The following is a 23,302-nucleotide window of genomic DNA, read 5'->3' on the forward strand; positions in this document are numbered from 1 at the left end:
CTAGAACTATGGCCAGAGTCAGCATGCGCACAATTTTTCGATCCGAACGCTATGCCGCCATCTCGTTGGCCGCAGCTGCCGTTCTCGGTTTAGTACTGGCCAATTCTGTTGCCGGCCCTGGCCTGATCGAACTCTTCGCTAGCCACATTGGCTTTCCGGCACTCGAGCTCGACCTCAGCATTGGCCACTGGATCACCGACGGCCTGTTGGTGATCTTCTTCTTCATCGTGGCGGTGGAACTGCGGCACGAACTTACTGTGGGTGAACTCAACTCAGTCAAGCATGCACTCGCCCCCGGGATCGCTGCCGTGGGCGGTGTGGTTGTTCCTGCTGCGCTGTATCTCGCCATTGCTGGACCTGACTTTGCCCAAGGTTGGCCGATCCCCACGGCAACAGATATTGCCTTTGCGCTCGGTCTGATTGCTTTGGTGGGTCGCGGGCTGCCTGGACGTATTCGTGTCTTCTTGCTCGCCCTGGCTGTGCTCGATGACCTCATCGCGATTCTCATCATCGCGGTGTTCTTTAGTCACAGCATTGATCTCCTAGCACTGGGCATGGCCGTTGTTGCCGTCTATCTGTTCCGGTTCATTGGCTGCGAAGGGCGTATTTCGAACCCTCGACTTCGAACGATACTTCTGGTTGTGGTGGCACTCTTCGCCTGGTACTTCACCTTCCTTTCCGGCGTGCACGCCACCATCGCAGGTGTTGCTCTGGGCTTGGTACTGAACCCCAAGCTCGCATCGAAAGCAGCACATGCTCTTCAGCCCGTGACCAATGCTGCGATCTTGCCGCTCTTTGCTTTCGCTTCGGCGCTCGTTGTTATTCCAGCGGTCTCCCCTGCAGAACTCAGCCCTGCATTCTGGGGTGTTGCTGTGGGACTACCCGTGGGCAAGATCATCGGCATCATGATTGCCGGCAGCATCGTGGCACTGATAGCCAAGCGTGGCGAGGCCACCGAGACACTCATTCGCGGCTGGGACTTGCTCACCGTCGCTGCCGTTGCCGGTATTGGGTTCACGGTGTCACTGCTCATGAACGAGCTAGCTTTTGCCGGCAATGACGCTATCCGCGATGAGGGCGTGCTGGCCGTTCTAGTCGGATCGGCTATAGCAATTGTGATTGGTGGCGCTCTGGTTAGCTGGCGTTCTCACCACTATCGGAAGCAGCACTAACTTCAGGTTTTGCTATCGGGAAGATGGCATCGAGTAGATTGCCGGTCCAGGCAATGAGATCCGCATCTTCTGGCAGGGGCACCGTAATAACCCGAGCAGCTGGAACATACTTCGCTCCCGGATACATTCTCGCCAGTCTCACCTGAATCGAATCAGGGAGGTCTGCGGGAGTAATGCGCAGGTTGGAGCCCATCACGACAACTTCGCTCAGACTGGACTTGTGTGCTCGTCTGCGCAGGCGCGAGATGGAGATGAGGTTGTGCACCTGAGCAGGAGGCTCACCATAGCGGTCGGTGAGTTCTTCCAAGACCTGATCAATCTGCTCGTCACGAGAGAGTGGGCCGCTGGCAACTGAGAGTTTTTGGTAAGCCTCAAGGCGCAGTCGCTCACTATCGACATAGTCCTCAGGGATACGCGCATCGACAGGAAGCTCGAGGCGGAGCTCGGTCTGGCCTTCGGCGACATCGCCGCGGAAGGCTGAGACGGCTTCGCCAATCATGCGCAGGTAGAGGTCAAAGCCCACGCCAGCGATGTGGCCAGACTGTTCCCCGCCGAGTAGGTTTCCTGCTCCACGAATCTCAAGGTCTTTGAGCGCAATCTGAATACCCGAGCCCAGCTCGTTATTCATCGCGAGCGCGTTGAGACGATCGTGAGCTGTTTCGCTCAGTGGCGTGGTCTCGTCATAGAAGAGATAGGCATAGGCGCGTTCGCGCCCACGGCCCACGCGACCACGAAGCTGGTGGAGTTGGCTCAGTCCATACTTATCTGCCCTGTCCACAATCAAGGTGTTGGCATTGGCAATGTCAAGACCGGTCTCGATGATGGTGGTGGAGACCAACACGTCAAACTTGCGTTCCCAGAAGTCGATAATGACTTGCTCAAGCTGGTGCTCAGTGAGCTGACCGTGAGCAACACCCACGCGTGCTTCGGGAACGAGCTCTGCAATCTGCGCAGCAACCCGGTTGATGCTGGAGACACGGTTGTGAACGAAGAACACCTGACCTTCACGCAGAATCTCGCGACGAATAGCGGCAGCTGCCTGCTTCTCTGAATAGGGACCCACGAAGGTGAGGATGGGGTGGCGATCTTCTGGCGGGGTGGCCAGGGTAGACATTTCTCGAATGCCGGTGACGGCCATCTCAAGCGTGCGAGGGATGGGCGTGGCACTCATGGCCAGGATGTCGACATTGGTCTTGAGCTTCTTCAGCGCATCCTTGTGCTCCACACCAAAGCGCTGCTCTTCATCGATGATGACGAGCCCTAAGTCTTTGAACGTGACGCCTTGCGCCAAGAGACGGTGGGTTCCAATGACCACGTCCACGGTGCCATCAGCCATGCCTGCCAAGGTTTCCTTGGCTTCCTTATCCGTTTGGAAGCGGCTGAGAGCTCGCAAGTGAACAGGGAATCCCGCGAAGCGTTCTTGGAAGGTCTCAAAGTGTTGCTTCACCAGCAGCGTGGTGGGCACCAAGATGGCTACTTGCTTGCCATCTTGGACAGCCTTAAACGCGGCGCGAACCGCGATCTCTGTTTTACCGAAGCCCACATCACCCGAGATAAGGCGATCCATCGGGATGGCTCGCTCCATGTCTGCTTTGACTTCATCGATCGTGGTGAGCTGATCTACGGTCTCCACATAGGGGAAGGCTTCTTCGAGTTCGCGCTGCCAGGGAGTATCGGGACTGAAGGAGAATCCACGGCTAGCCATGCGCGCGCTATAGAGCTTGACCAGTTCAACGGCGATGTCACGAACTGCCTTGCGAGCTTTGCTCTTGGCCTGGCCCCAGTCACTGCCACCCATCTTGGACAGCGCAGGTGCTTCCCCGCCCACATACCGCGTGAGCTGGTCGAGCTGATCGGTGGGGACATAGAGTTTGTCGCCGGGATAGCCGCGCTTGCTGGGGGCGTATTCAATGACGAGGTATTCACGGGTGGTCTTCACCGCATTGCGACCACCGGAGGACACTTCACGCTGAACGAGCTCGAGGAACTTGCCAATACCGTGAGTTTCGTGGACGACGATGTCGCCTGCTTCAAGCTTGAGTGGGTCCACCACATTCTTGCGACGACTGGCCAACTTGCGTGGTGCCCGGGCGTCATAACCGGCAGCACGGCCATAGAACTCAGCCTCAGAGATAACGGCTAGCTTGGCTTCCTCGAGCTCGAAGCCTGCCTCGACGGAAGCCTGAACGAGATATGCCACAGCAGGTTCGAGCTCGCCAGGAAGCTCCGCGACCATGCGCGCAGCAAGGTTACGTTCTGAAAGAACCTGTCCTGCTCGTTCAACAAGACCGTGGCCTTCGGCCGCCACAATGACGGTCCAGTCCTGTTTGAGCAGAGCCTCCACGTGATCAACAGCACCATCCACATTGCCCGCAAACGTGGGCACAGCTTTGGCGTGGATGCGAATCGCCAGGATCTCATCGAGATCGAGTTCTTCCGGCAGTGGTTCGGAGGCATCAGGTCCGTGCTGGAATGCACTGAATGTCCACCAAGCACCACCGGAATAATGTGTGCGCAGTTCTGTCACGGTGAGGAAGTCACCGGCAGAGAGGTCAATCGGTGACTGTGCTCCAGCACTGGCGGCATTCCATGCCGCATGCAGGAATTCTCGGTTGGTCTCAGTGAGGTTAATCGCACGCGTGGCAATGCGCTCAGGAGAAAGCAGCGCAACCGCAGCGCCTTGAGGAAGGTAGTTCGTGATGGGAACCAGGCGATCCACGAGTGCAGGAGTCAACGACTCCATACCCTCCACGGCAATACCTTCGGCAATCTTGGAAAGCATCTGGTTAATACCCGGGAACTCGTGTTCCATTTCACGTGCACGCTGACGAACCGGTGCGGTCAGGAGAAGTTCACGGCTCGGTGGCAAAGCAATGTTCGGAATGTCACCGTCCAGCGATCGCTGGTCCGCTACGGAGAAGGCACGAATGGAATCCACTTCATCACCGAAGAAGTCCACACGAATGGGGTGGTCGGCAACAGGTGGGAACACATCCAAGATGCCACCGCGGACGGCAAACTCTCCACGGCGGGTGACCATGTCGACGCGCACATAGGCGAGGTCAACCAGCTGGGCCGCAATGGCCATCAGGTCATTGCCCCTGCTGCCCACGCTGAGCGCAATGGGTTCCACGTCTCCGAGGTTGTCAGCAATGGGCTGCAGAGCACCGCGAACAGAAGTGATCAAGACAAGAGGGTGGGAGCCATCCCAGTCACGCATCTGGCGAAGCGCTTCGAAACGGCGACCGACGATTTCAGGGCTGGGTGACAAGCGCTCATGAGGAAGCGTTTCCCACGCTGGGAAGTCACAGAGCTGGGCATGGGGCATCAAGCTTGAGAGTGCAGCGGCCAGACGTTCTGCTTCGCGGTTAGTGGCGGTGACCGCCATTACCGCAGGTGGCAGTCCTGCCGAGATACGTGCGTCAATCAGTGCCGAGAGAAGCGGGGCATTGAGGCCTTCAACGACAGAGAAATCAGCATCTTTGTTGGCGTAGCTGAGAGCTTCGGCGATATTTGGGGTGCGCGAAAGGGCGCGCGAAAGCCCCTGAAATACCATGAGGTTAGTCTAGGGCGCTCACCAGAGTGTGGCAGCCTCAGCGAGCTGCTCTGCTGTGCAGTTTCGAGTGTAAGCACCGGTGCTGTAGCCCAATTTCACGATAGTGGCACAGTCTGCCATCCACTCCACCGGCATTGAACCGGTCTGACCTGGCACAAGAGCGTTGTAGGCGGTCATGATGGAAGGGCCGTATTTCCACCACTGCCGAGCGTGGGCGGCTTCGTGCACGAGTACTGACACACCAACACTGTTGGAGTAACGCTCAGTTAATGAGCTATCCAGTGTGATAGGGACACGATCGGTATTGGAACCGTTGAGATTAACCGTGGCAAACCCGCAGAGATAAACATTGGCGCCAAACTGTCTGGCACACATTCCGTTATCCCAGACGACATAAGAGTTGGGAGCAAGTGCGGTGACATACGCTTCCGCACTAAACCCTTGTGTGACCGGTGCCGCTGCCGCCGCTGTGACGGGAGGAGCTGGAGCTGTGGGGGTTGTTGAACCACCGGTTTGTTCAAGAGTCTGCGCTTGAGCTGCACGACGTGCTGCTGCCGCGGCCTGAGCTGCTGCTGCAGCTTCGGCAGCTGCCTGTTCTGCCGCAATGCGATCCTGCTCTGCTTGCCAGGCTGCCTGAGCTGCTTGGACGTTTTGAATTCCCCCACCGAGTGCCATGACTGCTTTGACGAGCACATCGACGCTGGTGGTGTCGCTGTCCTGAACTTCTTGAGCGCGCAGCTGTTTTCCGTATGGCCACAACACATCCAGTGGTGCTGGGGTTTTGAGGGACGAAACTGATGCCTTGAGTTTGACTAGCTGTGACTTCTGCTGTTTGAGGGTCTGCTGTGCTTGAGCAATCGACTTCTCGAGAGCTTGACGCGAGGCTTCGTCGAGTACTTTTCCGCTGGAGTCTTGGAGAATGTTCTGAGCATTCGTAATGGCCAGTTCCAGATCTGCAGCACGCTGCGTCACCGCCGTGACCTTCTCATTCCCTGAAGCCACAGTGTCAAAAAGTGCTGACTGAGCACTTTGTTGCGTGGTGACGTAGTTTGTTCCCACCACAACGGCAGTGCTGGTGACCAGCACTGTGCTGACTGCCAGTGCGGCAATCATCTGAACTCGTGGTGAAAACTTCACGGCTTAAGGGTATCCAGAAGAAGCTTTAAGCCTGCTGAGAGCTTAGGCAGGGGAATTGAAACGCTGTTGAGCGGCAAGGATGCCCTCTTCTGCGATGGTTTCCACTGCATCAGTGGCGTGAGCCAAGACGTGAGGCAAAATCTCTCGTTCGGACGAGTTGAAGTTCGACAGCACAAAGTCAGCGGCATCCTGACGTCCGGGAGGACGTCCAATGCCGATGCGCACACGATTGAATTCATTGGCGCCGATGGCAGCGATGATGTCGCGCAGTCCGTTGTGACCACCGTGGCCACCGTTGCTCTTGAGTCGGATCACATCGAAGTCGATGTCGAGCTCGTCGTGCAGAACGATCAAGTTGGCGGGTTCAACGCCATAGAACTTCAGCAGGTTAGCTACTGGGCCACCCGAGAGGTTCATAAAAGTATTGGGCTTGGCAATGACGAGCTTGGGGCCTCCGGGGCGCACCCAACCTTCTGCAACCAATGCATTTGCTTTGTGTGACTTAAACGTTGCACCGATGTCGCTGGCTAACTGCGACACAGCCATCTGGCCCACGTTGTGGCGATGACCGGCGTAGTCGGGCCCGGGGTTACCGAGCCCGACTACAAGCCAGGTTGTGCTCAATTGAGTGATTACTCAGCAGCCTCAGCTGCAGCAGCTGCACCGGAGAGCTCAGCGTCAGCGAGTGCTTCTGCCTTCTCTGCTTCGTGCTGCTCAGCGTGGATTTCTGCCTTGTGCTCAGCGTGTGCTGCTTCGTCAGCGAGCTCAGCTGCCAGCTCTTCGCCTGACTCTGCAGAATCCTTAGCCGATGCTGCGTGAACGTGAACAACGAGGCGAGTGGACTCACCATCGATGGTTGCGTCTGCAGGAAGGTCGAGGTCTGCGAAGGTCACCTTGAAGCCAGGAGCCTTGCCATCGATGTTGATCTCGATGAACTCTGGGATGTGAGTTGCTTCTGCGAGGAGAGGAACAGCCTTAGCGTCAAGCTCGAGAACTGCACCAGCCTGCTGAGTTCCCACGATGTGAAGAGGAACGTTAACAACGACCTTCTCACCCTTGGTTACAACAACGAGGTCAATGTGCTCGATGATCTGACGTACGGGGTCCTTCTGAACATCCTTCACGAGAGCAAGAGTGCTCTTGCCATCGATCTGGAGGTCGAGGATTGCGTTCTTCTTACGAAGAAGAAGAGTTACCTGACGAGCAGGAACTGCAACGTGTACAACCTCTGCACCGTGACCGTAAACAACAGCAGGGATCTGACCTGCAACACGGAGACGGCGAGCAAAGCCCTTACCGAACTGGGTACGTACCTCTGCGGGTACCTTGTTATCAACTTCAGCCATGATGGCCTCCTTATCTAGAGGCCGTGGCCTCGATCGTTATTTCAACTCGAACGCATGTCAGCGTGAGGAAACGGCGAGAGCCACATTCCACCGCGTCGATAACGGATATCCAAGAGATATCCCTCGCCGAAGTACTTCTTTACTGTAGCGGGAAAGGCGTAACAGCGCGAAATCGGGCAAAAAGGTCAATCTTCGGTCGGGTACGATTGAAACAGAGACCTATTCCTTAAGAGACGACTGAATACCTCTACTTTTCCCTCTTTATTTCTTACTTCAGCTAGGAGACGCATTCGTGAGCGCGAAGGCAAACATCGGAGTCGTTGGACTCGCCGTTATGGGTTCAAACTTGGCACGCAACCTCGCCAGCCGCGAAGGCAACACCGTTGCCGTCTACAACCGCTCCTACGCCCGCACCGAGCAGCTCATAACCGAGCACCCCGAAGCAGGTTTCATCGCTTCTGAGACCATCGATGACTTCGTTGCGTCGCTGGCTAAGCCTCGCACCGCCATCATCATGGTTCAGGCCGGGGCAGGTACTGACGCCGTGATCAGCCAGCTCGCTGAGCGTTTCGAGCCAGGTGACATCATTGTTGACGGTGGAAACGCACTCTTCACTGACACACTTCGCCGCGAGGCAGCTATCTCCCCCACCGGCATTCACTTTGTTGGTGCTGGTATTTCCGGTGGTGAAGAGGGTGCGCTCAAGGGCCCCAGCATCATGCCTGGTGGTTCTGCTGAGTCCTACAAGACCCTCGGCCCCATTCTTTCTTCCATCGCAGCTGTCGCTGAGGGAGAGCCTTGTGTCACCCACGTGGGCACCGACGGTGCTGGTCACTTCGTGAAGATGATTCACAACGGTATTGAATATGCAGACATGCAGCTCATTGCAGAGGCTTATGACCTGCTGCGCAACATCGGTGGCTTCTCTCCTGCCGAGATCGCAGACATCTTCACCGAATGGAACAAGGGCGAGCTCGAGTCCTACCTCATCGAAATCACCGCTGAGGTTCTCAAGCAGGTTGACGCCAAGACTGGCAAGCCACTGGTTGACGTCATCCTTGACGAGGCTGGCTCGAAGGGCACCGGCGTCTGGACTGTTCAGACCTCTCTTAACTTGGGCGTTCCTGTCTCCGGTATTGCTGAGGCCGTATTCGCTCGTTCGCTGTCTTCTCAGCGCGCACAGCGCGACGCTGCCAATAACCTTCCTGCAGACACCGTGGACTACAACGTTGCAGACAAGGCAGCATTCGTTGAAGACGTGCGCCGCGCACTCTATGCATCGAAGATTGTTGCTTACGCACAGGGCTTCGACGCGATTCGCGCCGGTGCGAAGGAATACAACTGGAACATTGACTTGGGCGCTGTGTCCAAGATCTGGCGCGGTGGTTGCATCATTCGTGCACAGTTCCTCAACCGCATTGCTGAGGCCTACGGCAAGGACGCAAACCTGCTGTCCCTCCTGCTTGATGGCTACTTCACCGACGCTGTTGCCAAGTCACTGGGCGCATGGCGTCGAATCGTGGCTGGCGCATCACTGGCTGGATACCCCATCCCCGCTTTCGCTTCCTCGCTGTCCTACTACGACGGTCTGCGTGCCGAGCGTCTTCCTGCTTCTGTTGTTCAGGGTCAGCGTGACTTCTTCGGTGCTCACACCTACAAGCGCATCGACATGCCTGGCACCTTCCACACCCTGTGGTCTGGTGACCGCACCGAAATTGAAGCTGAGCCCAGCACCCACTAATCCGATTGCGGGAATTCCCTCCCCCGCTCAAAGGAGACATCCATGAGTGATCGCATTGTGGTCATCGGTGAGGCACTGATTGACCTCATCCAGCAAGCAGATGGCAGCTACCAGGCAAAGCCTGGTGGTGCTCCTGCCAATGTGTCTATTGCCCTGGCTCGCTTAGGCGCCAACGTCAGCTTCGCTGGCCGTATGAGCAACGACAAGTTCGGCCAGAAGCTCCACGACTGGCTTTCTCCAGAGAAGATTGACCTCTCCTTAGTTGAGCGCACCAGTGACCCCACGTCACTGGCAGTGGCATCACTGGATGACCAGGGCAAAGCCAGTTACAGCTTCTATCTCAAAGGAACTGCCGACTGGGGCTGGACCCTAGGTGCTTTTGTTCACCTCGAGGTGGAGCCCCCTGCAGCACTTGTGATTGGTTCTGTGGCAACTGCGATCGAACCCGGCGCTTCGGTGATAGAAAACCTCGCTGGTCACTTGCACTCCACCGAGAACTCCACTGTCATCATTGACCTCAATATCCGTCCAGGCCTCGGCTTTGAGCGCGAGAACGAGACCGTTCGCGTGGAGCGTCAGATCAAGCTCGCCCACATCGTGAAGGCATCTGATGATGACCTGGCCTGGCTCTACCCCGACCGCTCCCCTGTTGACACCGCACGCCTGTGGGCTAGCGCAGGTCACCACGTGATCATGACTCGTGGTGCTGATGGTGCAACGCTATTCACCCCCACCGGTGACACCGTCAGCGTGAAGGCCCCCGTGATTGAACTCGTCGACACCGTTGGTGCTGGTGACTCTTTCCTCGGCGCAACTCTCTATGGCCTGCAGCAGCGTGGTGCACTCGGCGGTAACGCTGAAGAACTCCTTGCCAGGGTCACCTTGGATGAGTGGATTGACCTGCTCACTCTTGCAGCTGAGGTTGGCGCCATCACCTGTTCACGTGCTGGGTGTAACCCACCCACGCTCGCCGAACTAGGCTTGTAAACCTGATGCTGACCACCCAAGTTCTGATTACCCAGGGCATCCTGCTCGGGTGCGTGCTGTTGGGCTGGTTCGCCGGTGGCCTCATTCACAAGTTCGCCGATAAGCGCTTCACAGAAGGTGACCTCAAAGGTCACGAACTGGGTCGCCTCTCCGACACACTTGCCTTTGTTGGTGGCGCGGTAGGTATTCTGCTGGGTCTGCTGCTCAGCTTTGCTGTTGCTGACTTTGATGCCACAAAGGGCAGCATCCAGTCCATGGGACGCACGAGCCTCACCATTTTCTCTGCCACAGAATCCTTAGCCGAGGAACAGCGAGTTGAGATTCGCCGCGATGTGGCATGCGCATTGCGTTCGAGTGTGAATAACGACTGGGAGGCCATCGGCAACGGCGACCGCGGTGGGTCACCGATTACTACTGAATGGCTCCTCAAACTCAATTCTGATGTTGCACATGCAGATTTGAGCACAATTCAGCAACAGCAGAATTTTCCAATCCTGGCATCGAGTGTTGCAGAGCTGACAAGTGCGCGTGAAGAGCTGGTCATGGGCAACTCTGCTCTGATTCCTTTTGTGGTCTGGCTGGTTATCTACTTCTCAGCCTTTGTCATGACGGCACTTCTGGCCATGCATTTGGCAGACCGTAAGCTCCTCGCGCGCATCTCTGCAGCAATGTCGTGGGGCATGCTGGCGGTTATCCTCTTTGCACTCACCGTGCTGGATGCACCGCTGGCACCCGTCTTTGGAACTCCAACGCTGGAGCCACTTCCTCTTCAGGAGACGCTGCAGGTCCTCGAAGAGTCTTTCCCGCACAGCACTATATGGGCAGACTGCCCGCCTTCAGCGAAAAACTAACTAGCTCAACCAGTTCTCTACGCGAAGTCCGGGAACGCGTTCAAATTCACGAACATTTGCAGTAATTAGAGTGAGTTTTCGGGCTCGAGCTTGGCCTGCTATGCACACCTCAAATGGGCCAATAGGCGTCCCTGCACGTCGTAATTCGGCGCGAAGCATTCCAGTTTCAAACGCGTCTGCTGCAGTAAATTCGAAGATAGGGAAAATGCTCAACAAAGATTTCGTCTTGATCAAATTTGGTTCAATGTGAGTTGATCGGGCCACTCCGTAATACATCTCCATCACTGCGATGGAAGAAACACCCGAATCTGACATCACAGATTGAACACGCTCAGCAAGTTCAAGATCACCGTGACGGTCAAGATGAATAAGGATGTTCGTATCAAAGAGGTAACCCACTATTCGAATATCCCTTCTTCGTCTTCAGGCATGGGGGGCTGATCCCTGTCAACCATGAAGTCCGAAGTGAAATGTGGACCGGTTTGCATCCAGGCAACGAGACTTTGCCCCTTAGGGGCAATAACTCGGGTTTCACCCTGAATGAAAATGTCTACCTCGGTTACTTCTAAAGGAAACGCGACGTCCTTGGGTAACCGCACCGCTTGGGTTGTGTTGTTGTAGAAGATTTTGCTTGAAGTCATCAGCTTCTCCTTGTATATGTTATAAGTATATACAAGCTCTTTTGTCATCACCATAGGCACAAAATACGTAACCCGTGCATGACAAATACCTCTGAACTTCAGAGCGGTTGAAATCCGCAGTCCAGAGAGGACTGTGAAGAACTAGTGCTTAGGCAGCACCATCGAACATCGAGGTGACAGAACCCTCTTCGAATACTTCGTGAATAGCGCTAGCCAGGAGCGGCGCAATGGGAAGAATAGTGAGCTTCTCGAAGCGCTTGTCTTCTGGGACGGGAAGGGTGTCAGTGACAACAACAGCACTGATGAACTCAGACTGCAGAATCTCGCATGCAGGATCTGAGAAGACTGCGTGGGTTGCAGCAACGACAACACCGATAGCGCCGTTGGCAACAAGTGCTTCCGCAGCCTTCACGATGGTGCGACCAGTGTCGATCATGTCGTCAACGAGGAGGCAGACGCGGCCCGAAACTTCACCCACGATTTCGTGGACGGTGACCTGGTTGTGAACCTTAGGGTCACGACGTTTGTGAATGATGGCCAGAGGTGCACCGAGCTTCTCACTCCAGATGTCCGCAACGCGAACGCGGCCCATATCTGGTGACACCACGGTCAAAGTTGCGGGGTCTAGCTGTGCACGGAAGTGCTCCAGCAGAACAGGCATCGCGAAGAGGTGGTCAACAGGACCGTCGAAGAAGCCCTGGATCTGAGCTGCGTGAAGATCAACGCTCATGATGCGGTCAGCACCAGCAGTCTTGAACAGGTCAGCCATCAGACGAGCAGAGATGGGCTCGCGTCCACGACCCTTCTTGTCTTGACGTGCGTAGGGGTAAAAGGGAGCCACTACGGTAATGCGCTTGGCCGATGCACGCTTGAGTGCATCAATCATGATCAAGGTTTCCATCACCCATTCGTTGATGGGCGCAGTGTGTGACTGGACTACGAAGACATCCGCGCCACGAACGCTGTCGTCATAACGGGCATAGATTTCACCGTTGGCGAAGGTGCGCAGATCAGTACCGGAGACATGAGTCTTCAGCTCTGCAGCAACGTCCGTCGCCAGCTGAGGGTGAGCACGTCCACTCACAATTACGAGCTTCTTCTTTGTCGGCACTGATAGTTCGGACACTGAAGGCCTTTCGGGTGGGGTGACTCGTAATGGAGGGTGTTACTTGGCCTCGTCAGCAGCCTTAGCTGCTGCGGTGCCGGGACGGTTGGCTTGAACCCAGCCATCCATATTGCGCTGGGGAGCAACATTAATGGCGAGAGCACCAGCTGGGACATCCTTACGGATGACTGCACCGGCGCCACTATATGCTCCATCGCCAATACTAATTGGCGCAACGAACGTGTTGTGAGAGCCAGTTCTCACGTGAGAACCCACGGTGGTGTGGCTCTTGGTCACGCCGTCGTAGTTAGCGAAGATGGTGCCCGCACCAATGTTGCTTTCTTCTCCGATGGTGGCATCTCCCACGTAGGAAAGGTGAGGAACCTTGCTGCCCTTGCCAATGCGTGCATTTTTCGTCTCAACGAAAGTGCCGATCTTGCCGGAAGCCTCGAGGTAGGTACCAGGGCGCAGGTAAGAAAAAGGGCCAACCGAAGCGCCAGCACCGATGACCGATAGGGTCGCATCGGTGCGCTTGATCACAGCACCTTCGCCTACTTCGGTGTCGAGCAGGGTGGTGTCTGGGCCAATCACAGCGCCTGTCTCCACCACTGTTGCACCGAGGAGCTGCGTTCCTGGCTTGATCTCCACGTCAGGAGCGAGTTGAACCTGGATATCTATCCACGTTGAAGCAGGATCGGTGATGGTCACACCGGCAAGCTGCCAGCCGCGCACAATCAAACCGTTGAGCAGACCTGCAGCACGAGAAAGCTGTGCACGGTCGTTGATTCCTTCGACCTTCCAGGAGTCCAAGATTTCAACGGCAGCAACAGTTGCCCCAGCCTGGCGAAGCAGACCAATCACATCGGTAATGTATTTCTCGCCCTGAGCGTTGTCGAGAGTGAGGTTGCTCAACTGCGCACGAAGCTCAGGAGCTGAGAAGACATAAATACCGGCGTTGATTTCCTTGATGGCCAGTTCATCCTGGTTGGCGTCCTTGTGCTCAACGAGTTTCTCCAGATTGCCATCAGCAGAACGAATCACGCGACCGTAACCGGTGGCATCATCGAGGATTGTGGAGAGCACGGTCGCTGCTGCCTGCGCATCGCGGTGCTGGTTGATCAAACCCTGCAGAGTCTCAGCATCAAGCAAAGGAACGTCACCGTTGACCACAAGCACGTCACCAGCGAAGCCTGCAGGGAGAGCTGCAATAGCAAGCTCAACAGCACGGCCAGTGCCGGGAACCTCGTCCTGGTCCACAATGATGCTCTCGGGCAGGTCAACTTCAATGACCTCCACCAAGCGATCACGTTCGTGACGAACGACGGAGACGACGTGTGCAGCGTTCAGTTCGCGAGCTGTTGCGAGAACGTGGGAGACGACAGAAACTCCACCGAGCTTGTGGAGAAGCTTGGGAGTGGAGCTCTTCATGCGAGTACCTTGACCAGCTGCAAGAACCACGATGGCTAGTTGTGCGTCGGTCACTCACTTCTCCAATTTTTGATCCGGAGCTCCGCCACCAGGATTCGAACCTAGACCAACAGATCCAAAGACTGTTGTGCTGCCTTTACACTATGGCGGAATATGGATTCTCTTTGAGGAAACCCACAAGTACAGTCTGCCAGATACCAGCAGGGATAATGGATGCATGGCACCTCAGAATGACGAAGTCGACCGCATTGTGCAGTCGTGGAAGCGCGAGCGCCCCGATCTCGACTTTTCTCCCCTGCAGGTCCTCTCTCGTGTAGGCCGTCTCGCCAAGATGCTGGACCGCGCCCGCAAGGACGCTTTCCACAAATCCAAGCTGGAATCTTGGGAATTTGACGTTCTCGCTGCACTGCGCCGAGAAGGCTCTCCCTATCAGCTGAGCCCTAAGGCGCTCTTGCAACAGACCCTGGTATCAAGTGGAACCATGACAAACCGCATCGACCGTCTGGTCGACAGCGGTTTGGTGGTTCGCCGCGAAGACCCCAATGACGGCCGTGGCGTTCTGGTTGAGATGACCGCCGCCGGGCTCACCCGCGTTGACGCAGCTATTACTCGTTTGGTTGATGCAGAGGCTCTACTCCTGGCATCCCTGTCACGCAGTGAGCAGACCCGCTTGGCAGAGTCCCTACGTCGCCTCAGCATCGACGTGGACACACAAGACTCTGCGGAGTAACCCATGGCGAAGCAGCGAACGTTCTGGCCTCATGAAAAGCCAGGCAAAGTAGCACTCCGGTTTGCTGTCGCCGCTTTTCTGCTGTGGCTGGTGCTCCCCATGATCACCAGCGCATTCCGTGAAACGGTTCCCCTAACAGACACCTGGGTCATGCCTTTCATTGGCGTGGTGGGAGTGGGCATTGCAGCAGCAGTGAATCTCTTTACTTATGTGTTCAACAGACAGCGTTCTGTCATGAACCTCATTGCGATGTCGCTCACGGTGGCATTCACCGTGTTGAGGCAACGTTCCTTATCGGTGAAGGTCTCGCAGGGGTTTAGTTCCGCTTTATCCCCGGGACTGAAAAGTCCCATGTTTTCCACAGCTTGAGCCGATGCTTTTCCCGGCGCTGAGTGCATCCCTATTCTGAGCGCATGACGACTCACACATTTCTAGTGTCCGTCCCACAAAAGTGGGAAGATATTGATATGAGTGACACTTACAAAGTCCAAGTGGGAGATAAAGGCCGTGTAGTTATCCCCTCAGAAATCCGTGCCCGCCACAATTGGGAGCCCGGTACCGAACTCATCTTGGTTGAGTCTGAAGACGGCGTGAGAATCACCACCCAAAAAGAAGGTTTGGCAAAGCTCCGAGGAATCCTCAAAGGCTCCGGCTACTCAGTAGATCAGTTCATTACCGAAAAACGCGCAGAGGCCAAACTCGAAGATGAAAGCCTGGGACTGTGACCCAGCTGCCGCTGTTTGACACATCTGCACTGCTTGCATTTATCTATGAAGAGCCTGGTGCAGACCACGTTGAACAACATCTTTCAGATGGCGGAATGATCAGTGCAGTTAATTGGTCAGAACTTGGTCAAAAAATCCTGCACCAGAACCTGGGTTGGGCAAACATCAGCCAACAGCTCAAGGCTGTGGGACTTATCGTTCAACCCGTAACCGAAGAAGATGCCGAAGTTGCTGCGCTTCTGTGGGAAGCAGGAGATGGCTTATCAATCGCAGATCGCTTGTGCTTGAGCATGGGTCAACGGCTGGGAGTTCCCATCATCACTGCAGATAAAGCTTGGGCAAAGTTCCCAGGTGTAACTGTTATTCGTTGATTACGCGCGAAGTCGCTCAGATTCCTTAGCAATCTGCGACACCCGGCCAGGTGACATGTGCAGGATTCCGCTGAGGTCCCTCACGGAATAGCCCTCCTTAGAGAGCTCCTGGATGAAGCGAGCTGAGGCCGTCATAATTTCTTTTTGTTCGCGCTCGAGTTCTTCACGTCGCTTACCAAGCTCTACGGCAGCAAGCATTTCTTCACCCACGTTCGAAAACTCAAACTCGAAAGTAAAGATTGACTCATCCTCGATATCCAGAAGGAGTGACAAGACTTCTCGGACTGCCAACTCAAGCGCCACGAGGTTGCCAGCAAAAGTTGCCGCTCCTGGAACAGTTGGTACTTCGGCCAGCCAAGACTGGCCTTCACGTGCAACTCTGACAACGAACTTCATCGCAGCCACCCCTTCCCTAACACTTCTTCCAAACTGCGTTCAATGGCACGCAATGTTCCAATGGGGATATCTCCACCATGTTGCGGAACTACAGCCATCACACTGACACCTTCTCGAGTAATCCGATACAAACGATGGGATCCCTTTTGTCTGAGAAATTGTCCTCCCAGTGATTCAATTCGGGAGTTAACTTCTCGTGCTCGCATACTACAGTTTAGCGCCTAAACACTTCAAGTGTCTAGTTACTAAACAGTTGCTAGTGTCCGAGCAGATCGCTGAGTTCTAACCAGCGCATCTCCAGATCAGCAATCGTGCCTTCGCACTTACTTATCTGTGCGGCGTATTCTCCCAGGCCGACATAGTCGTTCTGGTCGTGAGCGGCCATCTTGGCGTGAATCTCAGCAACATCTGCCTGCTGCTTGGCAATCTTGCGCTCGATGGAACCGAATTCCTTCTCCGCGTTGCGCAGCTCAGCACCAGCCAGCTTGGGCACGGGCTTATTCATCGTTGCCGTGGCCTGGGCAGTGACCGAGACACTCGGTGCAGCCATCTGCTTGGCACGCAGTGCCAAGTATTGGTCAACGCCGTTGGGCAGGTGGGTGAAGTGGCCTTCGAGCACGGCGTATTGGTTATCTGTGATGCGCTCAAGCAGGTAACGGTCGTGCGAGATGACGAGCAGGGTTCCTGGCCAGGTGTCGAGGAGGTCTTCCATGGCGACCAACATGTCGGTGTCGAGGTCGTTGGTGGGCTCATCCAAGATCAGCACGTTGGGCTCGTCGAGCAGAATCAACAGCAGCTGCAAGCGACGCTTCTGACCACCGGAGAGGTCCTTCACCGGAGTCGACAATTGCGCTGAGGTGAAGCCCAGGCGCTCCAAGAGCTGGCCAGGAGTCATCTCTTTGCCGCCAACGGAGTAGGTGGTGCGCTTCTCGGCAACAACAGCACTCACACGCATGTCCTGCACGGCGGTGAGTTCATCGAGTTGCTGAGTCAGGGTCGCGATCTTGACGGTCTTGCCGCGCTTCACGCGACCAGAACTGGGTTCCACGTGGCCAGAGACAAGTCCAAGCAGGGTCGACTTTCCAGCACCGTTCACACCAAGAATTCCTGTGCGCTCACCAGGCGCAATACGCCAGGTCACATCGCGCAGGACGTGCTTCTCGCCATAGCTAACCGAGACACCCTCAAGATCCACAACGTCTTTACCCAAACGTTGCATAGCCATCGAGGAAAGTTGAATGGCATCGCGAACTGGCGGCTCATCTGCGATGAGCGCGTTCGCGGCTTCGATGCGGAACTTAGGCTTTGCAGTTCGAGCAGGAGCTCCACGGCGCAACCACGCCAGCTCTTTCTTCATGAGGTTCTGACGCTTAGCCTCGCTGACCGCAGCCATGCGGTCACGTTCCACGCGCTGAAGTACATAGGCGGCATAGCCGCCCTCGAATGGCTCCAAGATGCGGTCGTGGACTTCCCAGGTGTCGGTGGAAACCTCATCGAGGAACCAACGGTCGTGGGTTACGACCAAGAGACCACCTTGGCCATTGGGCCAGCGCTTCTTGAGGTGACCGGCAAGCCAAGAAATACCTTCCACGTCAAGGTGGTTGGTGGGCTCATCCAAGAAGATGACATCCCAGTCACCGGTGAGCAGGGCAGCGAGAGCAACACGGCGACGTTGACCACCAGAGAGGTCGCCGACCTTGGCATCCCACGGAATATCGGTGACAAGCCCTGTGAGAACATCGCGAACCTTGGGATCACCTGCCCAGACGTGTTCTTCAATACCGCCGACAATAGCCTCGCCCACAGTGAGGTTGCCATCAACTTCATCAGACTGGTCGAGCATGCCGAGGGTGATGCCACCGCGGCGGGTGACGCGGCCAGAGTCTGGCTCGAGGCGTCCGGCAAGAATCTTCATCAACGTGGACTTACCGTCACCGTTGCGACCAACGACACCAATACGGTCACCGTCGTTGAGTCCCACCGTGATGCCGTCAAAGATGACGCGCGTGGGGAATTCGAGCTGGAGGTTCTCTCCACCGAGCAAGTGAGCCATTAGTCGTTCACTACTCGGGCGCCGTGCACGGGGCCCGATACGCGCAGAACATGATGACCGGCAGCACTGAGGGTAACTTGAAGATCAATAGCTGACTCAGCATCTTCGGCAAGGAAAGCAAGAGTTGGACCAGAGCCCGAGACGATGCCGGCCAGAGCACCGCTCTTCTCACCGAGTTCCAGGATGTCCACGAGTGAAGGCTGGAGGTGAAGGGCAGGAGCCTGCAGGTCATTACTCAAAGCGTCTGCCAGCATGACGGGGTCACCTGCACGCAGCGCCTGGAGAACCGCAGTGTCGACGGTGGGCGACTGTGGTGCGGGCTTGATGTCGGCAATGTGACGTTCACGGTGAGCATCGAGTTCACCATAGACAGCAGGAGTGCTGAGGCCAAAGTCGGCGGGAACCAGAACCCACTCAAAGTGTTCGTGGCTGGTGAGCACGGGGCTCAGGCGATCTCCACGTCCTGTACCAATGGCAGTGCCACCCATCAGCGCGAAGGGAACATCAGCACCGAGTTCGGCTGCGAGCTTCAACAAAGCATCTTTACCCAGGTTGGTTCCCCACAGTGCATCACAGGCAACGAGAGCACCCGCAGCATCTGCTGAGCCACCACCCATGCCACCGGCAATGGGAACGTTCTTCTGGATTTCGAGGCGAACACCGCCGCGATACTTCGCCTTGCGTGCAAGCAGCTGCGCTGCCTTGATGGCAAGGTTGGACGCATCGAGCGGAACACCACTCAGGTCAAAGTCACCGGTGAAGGAGACAGAGAAATCGTCTGCGGGATACGCACGGATTTCTTCATAGAGGCTGACGGCTTGATAGGTGGTCGCCACATCGTGGTAACCATCATCCATCACGGCGCCAACAGCGAGCGAGACATTGATCTTGCCGGGGGCTCGAACGTGAACCACCTCGCGTGCACCAGTCTCGGTCATAATTCCAAACTAGCTGGCGTTGGCGATAGACACGAATTGAGCAATGTTCAGCTGCTCACCGCGCAGCGTGGGATCAATCCCTGCACGCTCCAGCAACTCGGTTGCAGCAGCACTCGACCCACACAAATCAGAGAGTGCCTGGCGCAGCATCTTGCGACGCTGACCAAATGCGCCATCGATGATGTCAAAGGTGCGACGACGGAGGGCCTCGTCACCTGGCTGCACAGCATCACGTTCAAAACCAACTAACACCGAGTCCACATTTGGAACAGGCCAGAACACCTGACGGCTGACAGTGCCAGCAATACGCCACTTGCCATACCAGGCCGCCTTGGCACTGGGGCCGCCATAAACCTTGGAACCGGGCTCAGCAGCAAGACGGTGCCCAACTTCTGCCTGCACCATCACCACACCCGAGCGAATGCTGGGGAAGTGCTCTAGGAAGTGCAGCAACACAGGAACGGAGACGTTATAGGGAAGATTCGCAACCAGGCGCGTGGGCTTATCGGGGAGCTCCATGATCTTCATGGCGTCTTCGTGGATGACGGTGAGCTTGGCGTCCGGAGCCATCTCGGCAAAGGTCGCCGGCAGCTGCGCTGCGAGGCGGCCATCAATCTCGACCGCAACCAGGGAAGCTCCGGCTTCCACGATGCCCAGGCTCAGAGAACCTAAACCTGGCCCAATCTCCACAACAGAGTCACCGGCTTCAACGTGAGCAACCTTGACGATCTTGCGCACGGTGTTGGCGTCAATAACGAAGTTCTGACCAAGTTTTTTGGTGGGGGTGACATCGAGCAGTTCTGCCAGGTCACGAATCTCGGCGGGGCCGAGCAGCTTCACACTCATTCGACGAGCCCGTCTGCCCAGGAGCCATAAACCTTCTCGGTATTGAAGGCGATCTGTGCACACAGATCACCCAGGTCATCTCCCAACACCTCTGCCATCGCACGAACCGTGTGAGGAGTCATATAGGGGGCGTTGGGGCGACCACGGAACGGTGTGGGCGTGAGGAACGGTGCATCGGTTTCAACCAGCACGAGTTCGCGAGGAATCACCTGGAGTGCTTCACGCAGCTCTTCGTTCTTCTTGAACGTGACGGTGCCCGAGAATGACAAGTACCAGCCGTTGTCGGCAGCAATCTTTGCCATGGCAGCATCGCCAGAGAAACAGTGGAACACCGTCTTCTCTGGCGCACTGACTCGAAGCAGGGTCTCAATGACGTCGTCGTGAGCATCACGGTCATGGATCTGCATCGCGATGGAATGCTTCTTGGCAATCTCGATGTGAGCTTCAAAAGAGCGACGCTGAGCAGCCAGACCTTCAGGTCCCGTGCGGAAGAAGTCGAGACCGGTCTCCCCCACCGCGCGGGTGCGAGGCCAGGAGGCGAGGTCATCAATAACTGCCAGAGCGTCATCGAGTGTGCCGGCTTCTTCATAGCGAGGAGCTTCGTTGGGGTGAATGGCAACGGCAGCCAGCATGCGAGGTTCAGCCGCGGCGACAGAGGCAGACCACTTCGAGGTCTCCACGTCACCACCAACCTGAATCACACCGACGATGCCGACTTCAGCAGCACGTTCGAGGTGCTCGTGATAATCGATGGGCTGTTCCCCGTCAGAGATCTCAAGGTGAGTGTGGTTGTCATAGACCGCGACCGGGAGTGGCTCGGGCAATGGAGGGTAGGACAAGTCACGCTTCTGGCCGTGCTCGGCTGTGGTGTCGCGCTGACGAATATATGCCGATTCGGTCATATTGGTTTTCCGACTACTCGGCGGAGGACTCAATACGGGGGAAGAGAGCTTCGAGAGCGCCCACGGTGGTGCCAATGGGAACCTGGTTCCACTTTCCTGCCTCGCGAATGGGCTGAGCAGTGAGAGCGCCAAGGTTGGGTTCCACGTTCAGAGCAGACCACAACTTCTGGGTTGCCTGAGGCATGAAGGGAGACAGCAAAACAGCAAGTGCACGAAGACCCTCAGTAGCCGTGTTGAGCACCGTGGAGAGACGACCAGCATTCGCGGGATCCTTTGCCAACGCCCAGGGCTCCTGCTCAGTGATGTAGCCGTTGAGGGCATCCACGATGGTCCAGATGGCGGTCACTGTGTCGTGGATAGCCAGACGCTCAATAGCAGCGTCTGCTTCCACAGCAGCTGAGGCAACAACATCTGCGATGGCCTTGTCTGAAGGTGTCAGTTCGCCTGCAGCAGGAACAACACCGTCGAAATAACGAGTGACCATAGCCAAGGTGCGAGAAGCGAGGTTTCCGAAACCGTTCGCCAGTTCTGCCTGGTAACGAGCAGAGAGGTCTTCCCAGCTGAACGAGCCATCTTGGCCGAAGCTAATGGCGCTCATGAAGTAGTAGCGGAACGCATCAGAACCAAAGGTGTCGGTGATGTCGTTGGGTGCAATTCCGGTGAGCTTGGACTTAGACATCTTCTCGCCACCGACGAGGAGCCAGCCGTGACCATAAACCTGGTGCGGAACCTCAACACCGGCAGCCATGAGCATGGCGGGCCAGATCACCGCGTGGAATCGCAGGATGTCCTTACCCACGATGTGGGTGGCAGGCCACAGAGTAGCAAGCTTCTCTTCGTCATAGCCATAGCCGGCAGCAGTGATGTAGTTCAGTAGTGCGTCAAACCACACATAGACAACGTGGGAGTCATCCCAGGGAAGCTTGATTCCCCAGTCAAAGCTGGAGCGAGAGATGGAGAGGTCGTTGAGACCCTGCTTCACAAACTGGACAACCTCGTTGCGAGCAGACTCAGGCTGCACAAAGTTGGGGTTCGCTTCATACATATCCAGCAGTGGCTGGGTGAAGTCGCTCATGCGGAAGAAGTAGTTCTTCTCGTGTAGGTTTTCCACGGGCTTGGAGTGAATGGCGCAGACCTTCTCGCCTGCGAATTCTCCGGTGCCCTCAACCAGGTCAGAGTCCTGCTTGTATTCCTCACAGCCCACGCAGTAGGAACCTTCGTATTCACCGGTATAGATGTAGCCGGCGTCATAGAGGTGCTGCAGGAACTTCTTTACGTTGTCTTCGTGACGAGCGTCCGTGGTGCGGATGAAGTCGTCATTCGAGATGTCGATGGTGTCCAGCAGGGGCTTCCATGCAGACTCCACCAGTCGGTCTACCCACTCCTGTGGAGTGGCACCGTTAGCGGTGGCAGTGCGGAGTATCTTCTCACCGTGCTCATCGGTACCCGTGAGCATCCAGGTGCGGTCTCCGGCCTGACGGTGCCAGCGTGCGAGCACGTCAGCAGCGACCTCCGTATACGCGTGACCAATGTGTGGCACGTCGTTGACGTAGAAGATAGGCGTGGTGACGTAGAAGCTTTTGCCGGCAGACATAGGTTCTATTCTATTTCGCCCCAGATGGTGAGAAATACCGAGCTATGCAGCTCGTTCGAGGGGGATTACCTCAAAGTATTCGTTAAGTTCTTCTAACTCTTCAGGAGTCCACTTAACTCCACCGAGGTATTCGTCACGGATTGCCTGGGGGACATAAAGGCGAAGGTCGTAAGCGAGAGCAAATCCCGTCATCATGGCATCTACTGGTTCGCCCGCAAAGAGTGCTGAATCAACAAAACGCAACCGCGAACGCGAAATCTGGCACGCAAGAAATTCTCGCAATTCATAGGCCATAGCTGTTGTATCCTTCATGATTTTCATGCTACTCGCCTTCCTTTTCGTTGTTCCCATCAATATGGACCTGTTGTCCTCCGACATTTCGTATAACTCCGTCTCCCCAGACTGGGAAACACGATGTTGGCACAACACCTTTCTTCGTAATGACCAGCTTCAACTCAATCTGAACGCCCCTAATGGTTTTCTGCAGAAATATTCTTTTCCCGGAGAAAGTTACGACTTCCGGTTGTTCGAGAATCGAATTGATGGCTTCACGAATGTGGCGACGAGTCCATGAAGGCGGAAATTCTGTCTTTCCTGGCCGTGAAAGGCCGGAGAGATGACCTCCGAGCATTTCACTTTTCTCTCCATGAACAACATGCTCAATGAACTTGTCAGATACAAGAACATGACTGAAAGTGAGAAACGACATTCATGCAGAATGCCTTTGCAACAACCAAGCAGGTTCCCAGAACTGTTCTCTGTGGAACGAAGCACTGAGCTACT

General features: G+C 56.0%; 25 protein-coding genes and 1 tRNA gene. 8 read left to right on the forward strand and 18 right to left on the reverse strand.

Annotated elements, in window-relative coordinates:
* Positions 1 to 8 precede the first annotated feature (8 nt).
* Positions 9 to 1,172: a Na+/H+ antiporter NhaA gene (locus AURMO_RS06585; protein WP_239406811.1), complete on the forward strand. Its 1,164-nt coding sequence runs from the start codon at positions 9 to 11 to the stop codon at positions 1,170 to 1,172.
* On the opposite strand, the gene mfd is transcribed toward AURMO_RS06585, so the two are convergent.
* Genes mfd through AURMO_RS06605 form a run of 4 tightly spaced genes read right to left on the reverse strand, consistent with a single transcriptional unit; the run spans position 1,135 to position 7,211 of the window.
* The gene (mfd, locus tag AURMO_RS06590; protein ID WP_110234243.1) at positions 1,135 to 4,728 is read right to left on the reverse strand and encodes a transcription-repair coupling factor; all 3,594 of its coding nucleotides are present in this window, start codon (positions 4,726 to 4,728) and stop codon (positions 1,135 to 1,137) included. The two genes, AURMO_RS06585 and mfd, sit on opposite strands and share 38 nt — an antisense overlap.
* Before the next feature lie 18 nt (positions 4,729 to 4,746).
* Positions 4,747 to 5,865: a hypothetical protein gene (locus AURMO_RS06595; RefSeq protein ID WP_162532694.1), complete on the reverse strand. Its 1,119-nt coding sequence runs from the start codon at positions 5,863 to 5,865 to the stop codon at positions 4,747 to 4,749.
* A gap of 42 nt (positions 5,866 to 5,907) precedes the next feature.
* A complete protein-coding gene (pth, locus tag AURMO_RS06600; protein ID WP_110234246.1) occupies positions 5,908 to 6,489 on the reverse strand; it encodes an aminoacyl-tRNA hydrolase in 582 nt (193 codons plus the stop codon).
* Positions 6,490 to 6,497: 8 nt separating this feature from the next.
* Positions 6,498 to 7,211: a 50S ribosomal protein L25/general stress protein Ctc gene (locus AURMO_RS06605; RefSeq protein WP_239406812.1), complete on the reverse strand. Its 714-nt coding sequence runs from the start codon at positions 7,209 to 7,211 to the stop codon at positions 6,498 to 6,500.
* A gap of 334 nt (positions 7,212 to 7,545) precedes the next feature.
* Between AURMO_RS06605 and gndA the strand changes: the two genes are divergently transcribed.
* Genes gndA through AURMO_RS06620 form a run of 3 tightly spaced genes read left to right on the forward strand, consistent with a single transcriptional unit; the run spans position 7,546 to position 10,790 of the window.
* Positions 7,546 to 8,952 carry an NADP-dependent phosphogluconate dehydrogenase gene (gene gndA, locus AURMO_RS06610; protein WP_239406886.1) on the forward strand — a complete coding sequence of 469 codons (1,407 nt, stop codon included), beginning with the start codon at positions 7,546 to 7,548 and terminating at the stop codon, positions 8,950 to 8,952.
* A 42-nt stretch (positions 8,953 to 8,994) separates the two neighbouring features.
* Positions 8,995 to 9,939, forward strand: coding sequence for a carbohydrate kinase family protein (locus AURMO_RS06615; protein ID WP_110234252.1), 945 nt, complete (start codon positions 8,995 to 8,997; stop codon positions 9,937 to 9,939).
* A 5-nt stretch (positions 9,940 to 9,944) separates the two neighbouring features.
* The gene (locus AURMO_RS06620) at positions 9,945 to 10,790 is read left to right on the forward strand and encodes a bestrophin-like domain (protein WP_110234254.1); all 846 of its coding nucleotides are present in this window, start codon (positions 9,945 to 9,947) and stop codon (positions 10,788 to 10,790) included.
* Here the strand turns inward: AURMO_RS06620 and AURMO_RS06625 are convergent, their stop codons facing one another.
* The 5 genes from AURMO_RS06625 to AURMO_RS06645 all read right to left on the reverse strand — a co-directional run bounded on the left by AURMO_RS06625 (position 10,791) and on the right by AURMO_RS06645 (position 14,115).
* Positions 10,791 to 11,189 carry a type II toxin-antitoxin system VapC family toxin gene (locus AURMO_RS06625; protein WP_162532695.1) on the reverse strand — a complete coding sequence of 133 codons (399 nt, stop codon included), beginning with the start codon at positions 11,187 to 11,189 and terminating at the stop codon, positions 10,791 to 10,793.
* A complete protein-coding gene (gene vapB, locus AURMO_RS06630) occupies positions 11,189 to 11,431 on the reverse strand; it encodes a type II toxin-antitoxin system VapB family antitoxin (protein WP_110234907.1) in 243 nt (80 codons plus the stop codon). The genes AURMO_RS06625 and vapB overlap by 1 nt, the downstream gene beginning before the upstream one ends.
* 148 nt (positions 11,432 to 11,579) lie before the next feature.
* Complete coding sequence (locus tag AURMO_RS06635; protein WP_110234258.1) at positions 11,580 to 12,557, reverse strand: ribose-phosphate diphosphokinase; 978 nt, start codon at positions 12,555 to 12,557, stop codon at positions 11,580 to 11,582.
* A gap of 39 nt (positions 12,558 to 12,596) precedes the next feature.
* A complete protein-coding gene (glmU, locus tag AURMO_RS06640; RefSeq protein ID WP_110234260.1) occupies positions 12,597 to 14,018 on the reverse strand; it encodes a bifunctional UDP-N-acetylglucosamine diphosphorylase/glucosamine-1-phosphate N-acetyltransferase GlmU in 1,422 nt (473 codons plus the stop codon).
* Positions 14,019 to 14,044: 26 nt separating this feature from the next.
* Positions 14,045 to 14,115: transfer RNA gene (locus AURMO_RS06645), tRNA-Gln, on the reverse strand.
* 66 nt (positions 14,116 to 14,181) lie between these two features.
* Between AURMO_RS06645 and AURMO_RS06650 the strand changes: the two genes are divergently transcribed.
* The 4 genes from AURMO_RS06650 (at position 14,182) to AURMO_RS06665 (ending at position 15,790) form a co-directional block, all read left to right on the forward strand.
* Complete coding sequence (locus AURMO_RS06650; protein WP_110234262.1) at positions 14,182 to 14,694, forward strand: MarR family winged helix-turn-helix transcriptional regulator; 513 nt, start codon at positions 14,182 to 14,184, stop codon at positions 14,692 to 14,694.
* A gap of 3 nt (positions 14,695 to 14,697) precedes the next feature.
* The gene (locus AURMO_RS06655) at positions 14,698 to 15,063 is read left to right on the forward strand and encodes a hypothetical protein (RefSeq protein WP_110234264.1); all 366 of its coding nucleotides are present in this window, start codon (positions 14,698 to 14,700) and stop codon (positions 15,061 to 15,063) included.
* A gap of 98 nt (positions 15,064 to 15,161) precedes the next feature.
* Positions 15,162 to 15,419, forward strand: a complete 258-nt coding sequence (locus tag AURMO_RS06660) for an AbrB/MazE/SpoVT family DNA-binding domain-containing protein (RefSeq protein WP_162532696.1) — start codon at positions 15,162 to 15,164, stop codon at positions 15,417 to 15,419.
* Positions 15,416 to 15,790: a type II toxin-antitoxin system VapC family toxin gene (locus AURMO_RS06665; RefSeq protein ID WP_110234268.1), complete on the forward strand. Its 375-nt coding sequence runs from the start codon at positions 15,416 to 15,418 to the stop codon at positions 15,788 to 15,790. The genes AURMO_RS06660 and AURMO_RS06665 overlap by 4 nt, the downstream gene beginning before the upstream one ends.
* On the opposite strand, the gene AURMO_RS06670 is transcribed toward AURMO_RS06665, so the two are convergent.
* From AURMO_RS06670 to AURMO_RS06710, 9 genes are read right to left on the reverse strand one after another with little or no spacing between them, the layout of a single operon-like run.
* The gene (locus AURMO_RS06670; RefSeq protein ID WP_110234270.1) at positions 15,791 to 16,186 is read right to left on the reverse strand and encodes a hypothetical protein; all 396 of its coding nucleotides are present in this window, start codon (positions 16,184 to 16,186) and stop codon (positions 15,791 to 15,793) included.
* Positions 16,183 to 16,392, reverse strand: a complete 210-nt coding sequence (locus AURMO_RS09100; protein ID WP_110234272.1) for a type II toxin-antitoxin system HicA family toxin — start codon at positions 16,390 to 16,392, stop codon at positions 16,183 to 16,185. The genes AURMO_RS06670 and AURMO_RS09100 overlap by 4 nt, the downstream gene beginning before the upstream one ends.
* 50 nt (positions 16,393 to 16,442) lie before the next feature.
* On the reverse strand, positions 16,443 to 18,239 hold the full coding sequence (locus AURMO_RS06680) for an ABC-F family ATP-binding cassette domain-containing protein (RefSeq protein ID WP_110234274.1): 1,797 nt from the start codon (positions 18,237 to 18,239) through the stop codon (positions 16,443 to 16,445).
* Positions 18,239 to 19,177 carry a 4-(cytidine 5'-diphospho)-2-C-methyl-D-erythritol kinase gene (locus AURMO_RS06685; protein WP_110234276.1) on the reverse strand — a complete coding sequence of 313 codons (939 nt, stop codon included), beginning with the start codon at positions 19,175 to 19,177 and terminating at the stop codon, positions 18,239 to 18,241. The genes AURMO_RS06680 and AURMO_RS06685 overlap by 1 nt, the downstream gene beginning before the upstream one ends.
* A 9-nt stretch (positions 19,178 to 19,186) precedes the next feature.
* A complete protein-coding gene (gene rsmA, locus AURMO_RS06690; protein WP_110234278.1) occupies positions 19,187 to 20,023 on the reverse strand; it encodes a 16S rRNA (adenine(1518)-N(6)/adenine(1519)-N(6))-dimethyltransferase RsmA in 837 nt (278 codons plus the stop codon).
* Complete coding sequence (locus AURMO_RS06695) at positions 20,020 to 20,925, reverse strand: TatD family hydrolase (RefSeq protein ID WP_110234280.1); 906 nt, start codon at positions 20,923 to 20,925, stop codon at positions 20,020 to 20,022. The genes rsmA and AURMO_RS06695 overlap by 4 nt, the downstream gene beginning before the upstream one ends.
* Positions 20,926 to 20,938: 13 nt before the next feature.
* Complete coding sequence (metG, locus tag AURMO_RS06700; protein ID WP_110234282.1) at positions 20,939 to 22,519, reverse strand: methionine--tRNA ligase; 1,581 nt, start codon at positions 22,517 to 22,519, stop codon at positions 20,939 to 20,941.
* Between the two features lie 42 nt (positions 22,520 to 22,561).
* Positions 22,562 to 22,840, reverse strand: a complete 279-nt coding sequence (locus tag AURMO_RS06705) for a hypothetical protein (RefSeq protein WP_110234284.1) — start codon at positions 22,838 to 22,840, stop codon at positions 22,562 to 22,564.
* Between the two features lies 1 nt (position 22,841).
* Positions 22,842 to 23,228: an EndoU domain-containing protein gene (locus AURMO_RS06710; protein WP_110234286.1), complete on the reverse strand. Its 387-nt coding sequence runs from the start codon at positions 23,226 to 23,228 to the stop codon at positions 22,842 to 22,844.
* Between the last annotated feature and the right edge of the window lie 74 nt (positions 23,229 to 23,302).

Source organism: Aurantimicrobium photophilum (genome assembly GCF_003194085.1).
Lineage (GTDB): Bacteria > Actinomycetota > Actinomycetes > Actinomycetales > Microbacteriaceae > Aurantimicrobium > Aurantimicrobium photophilum.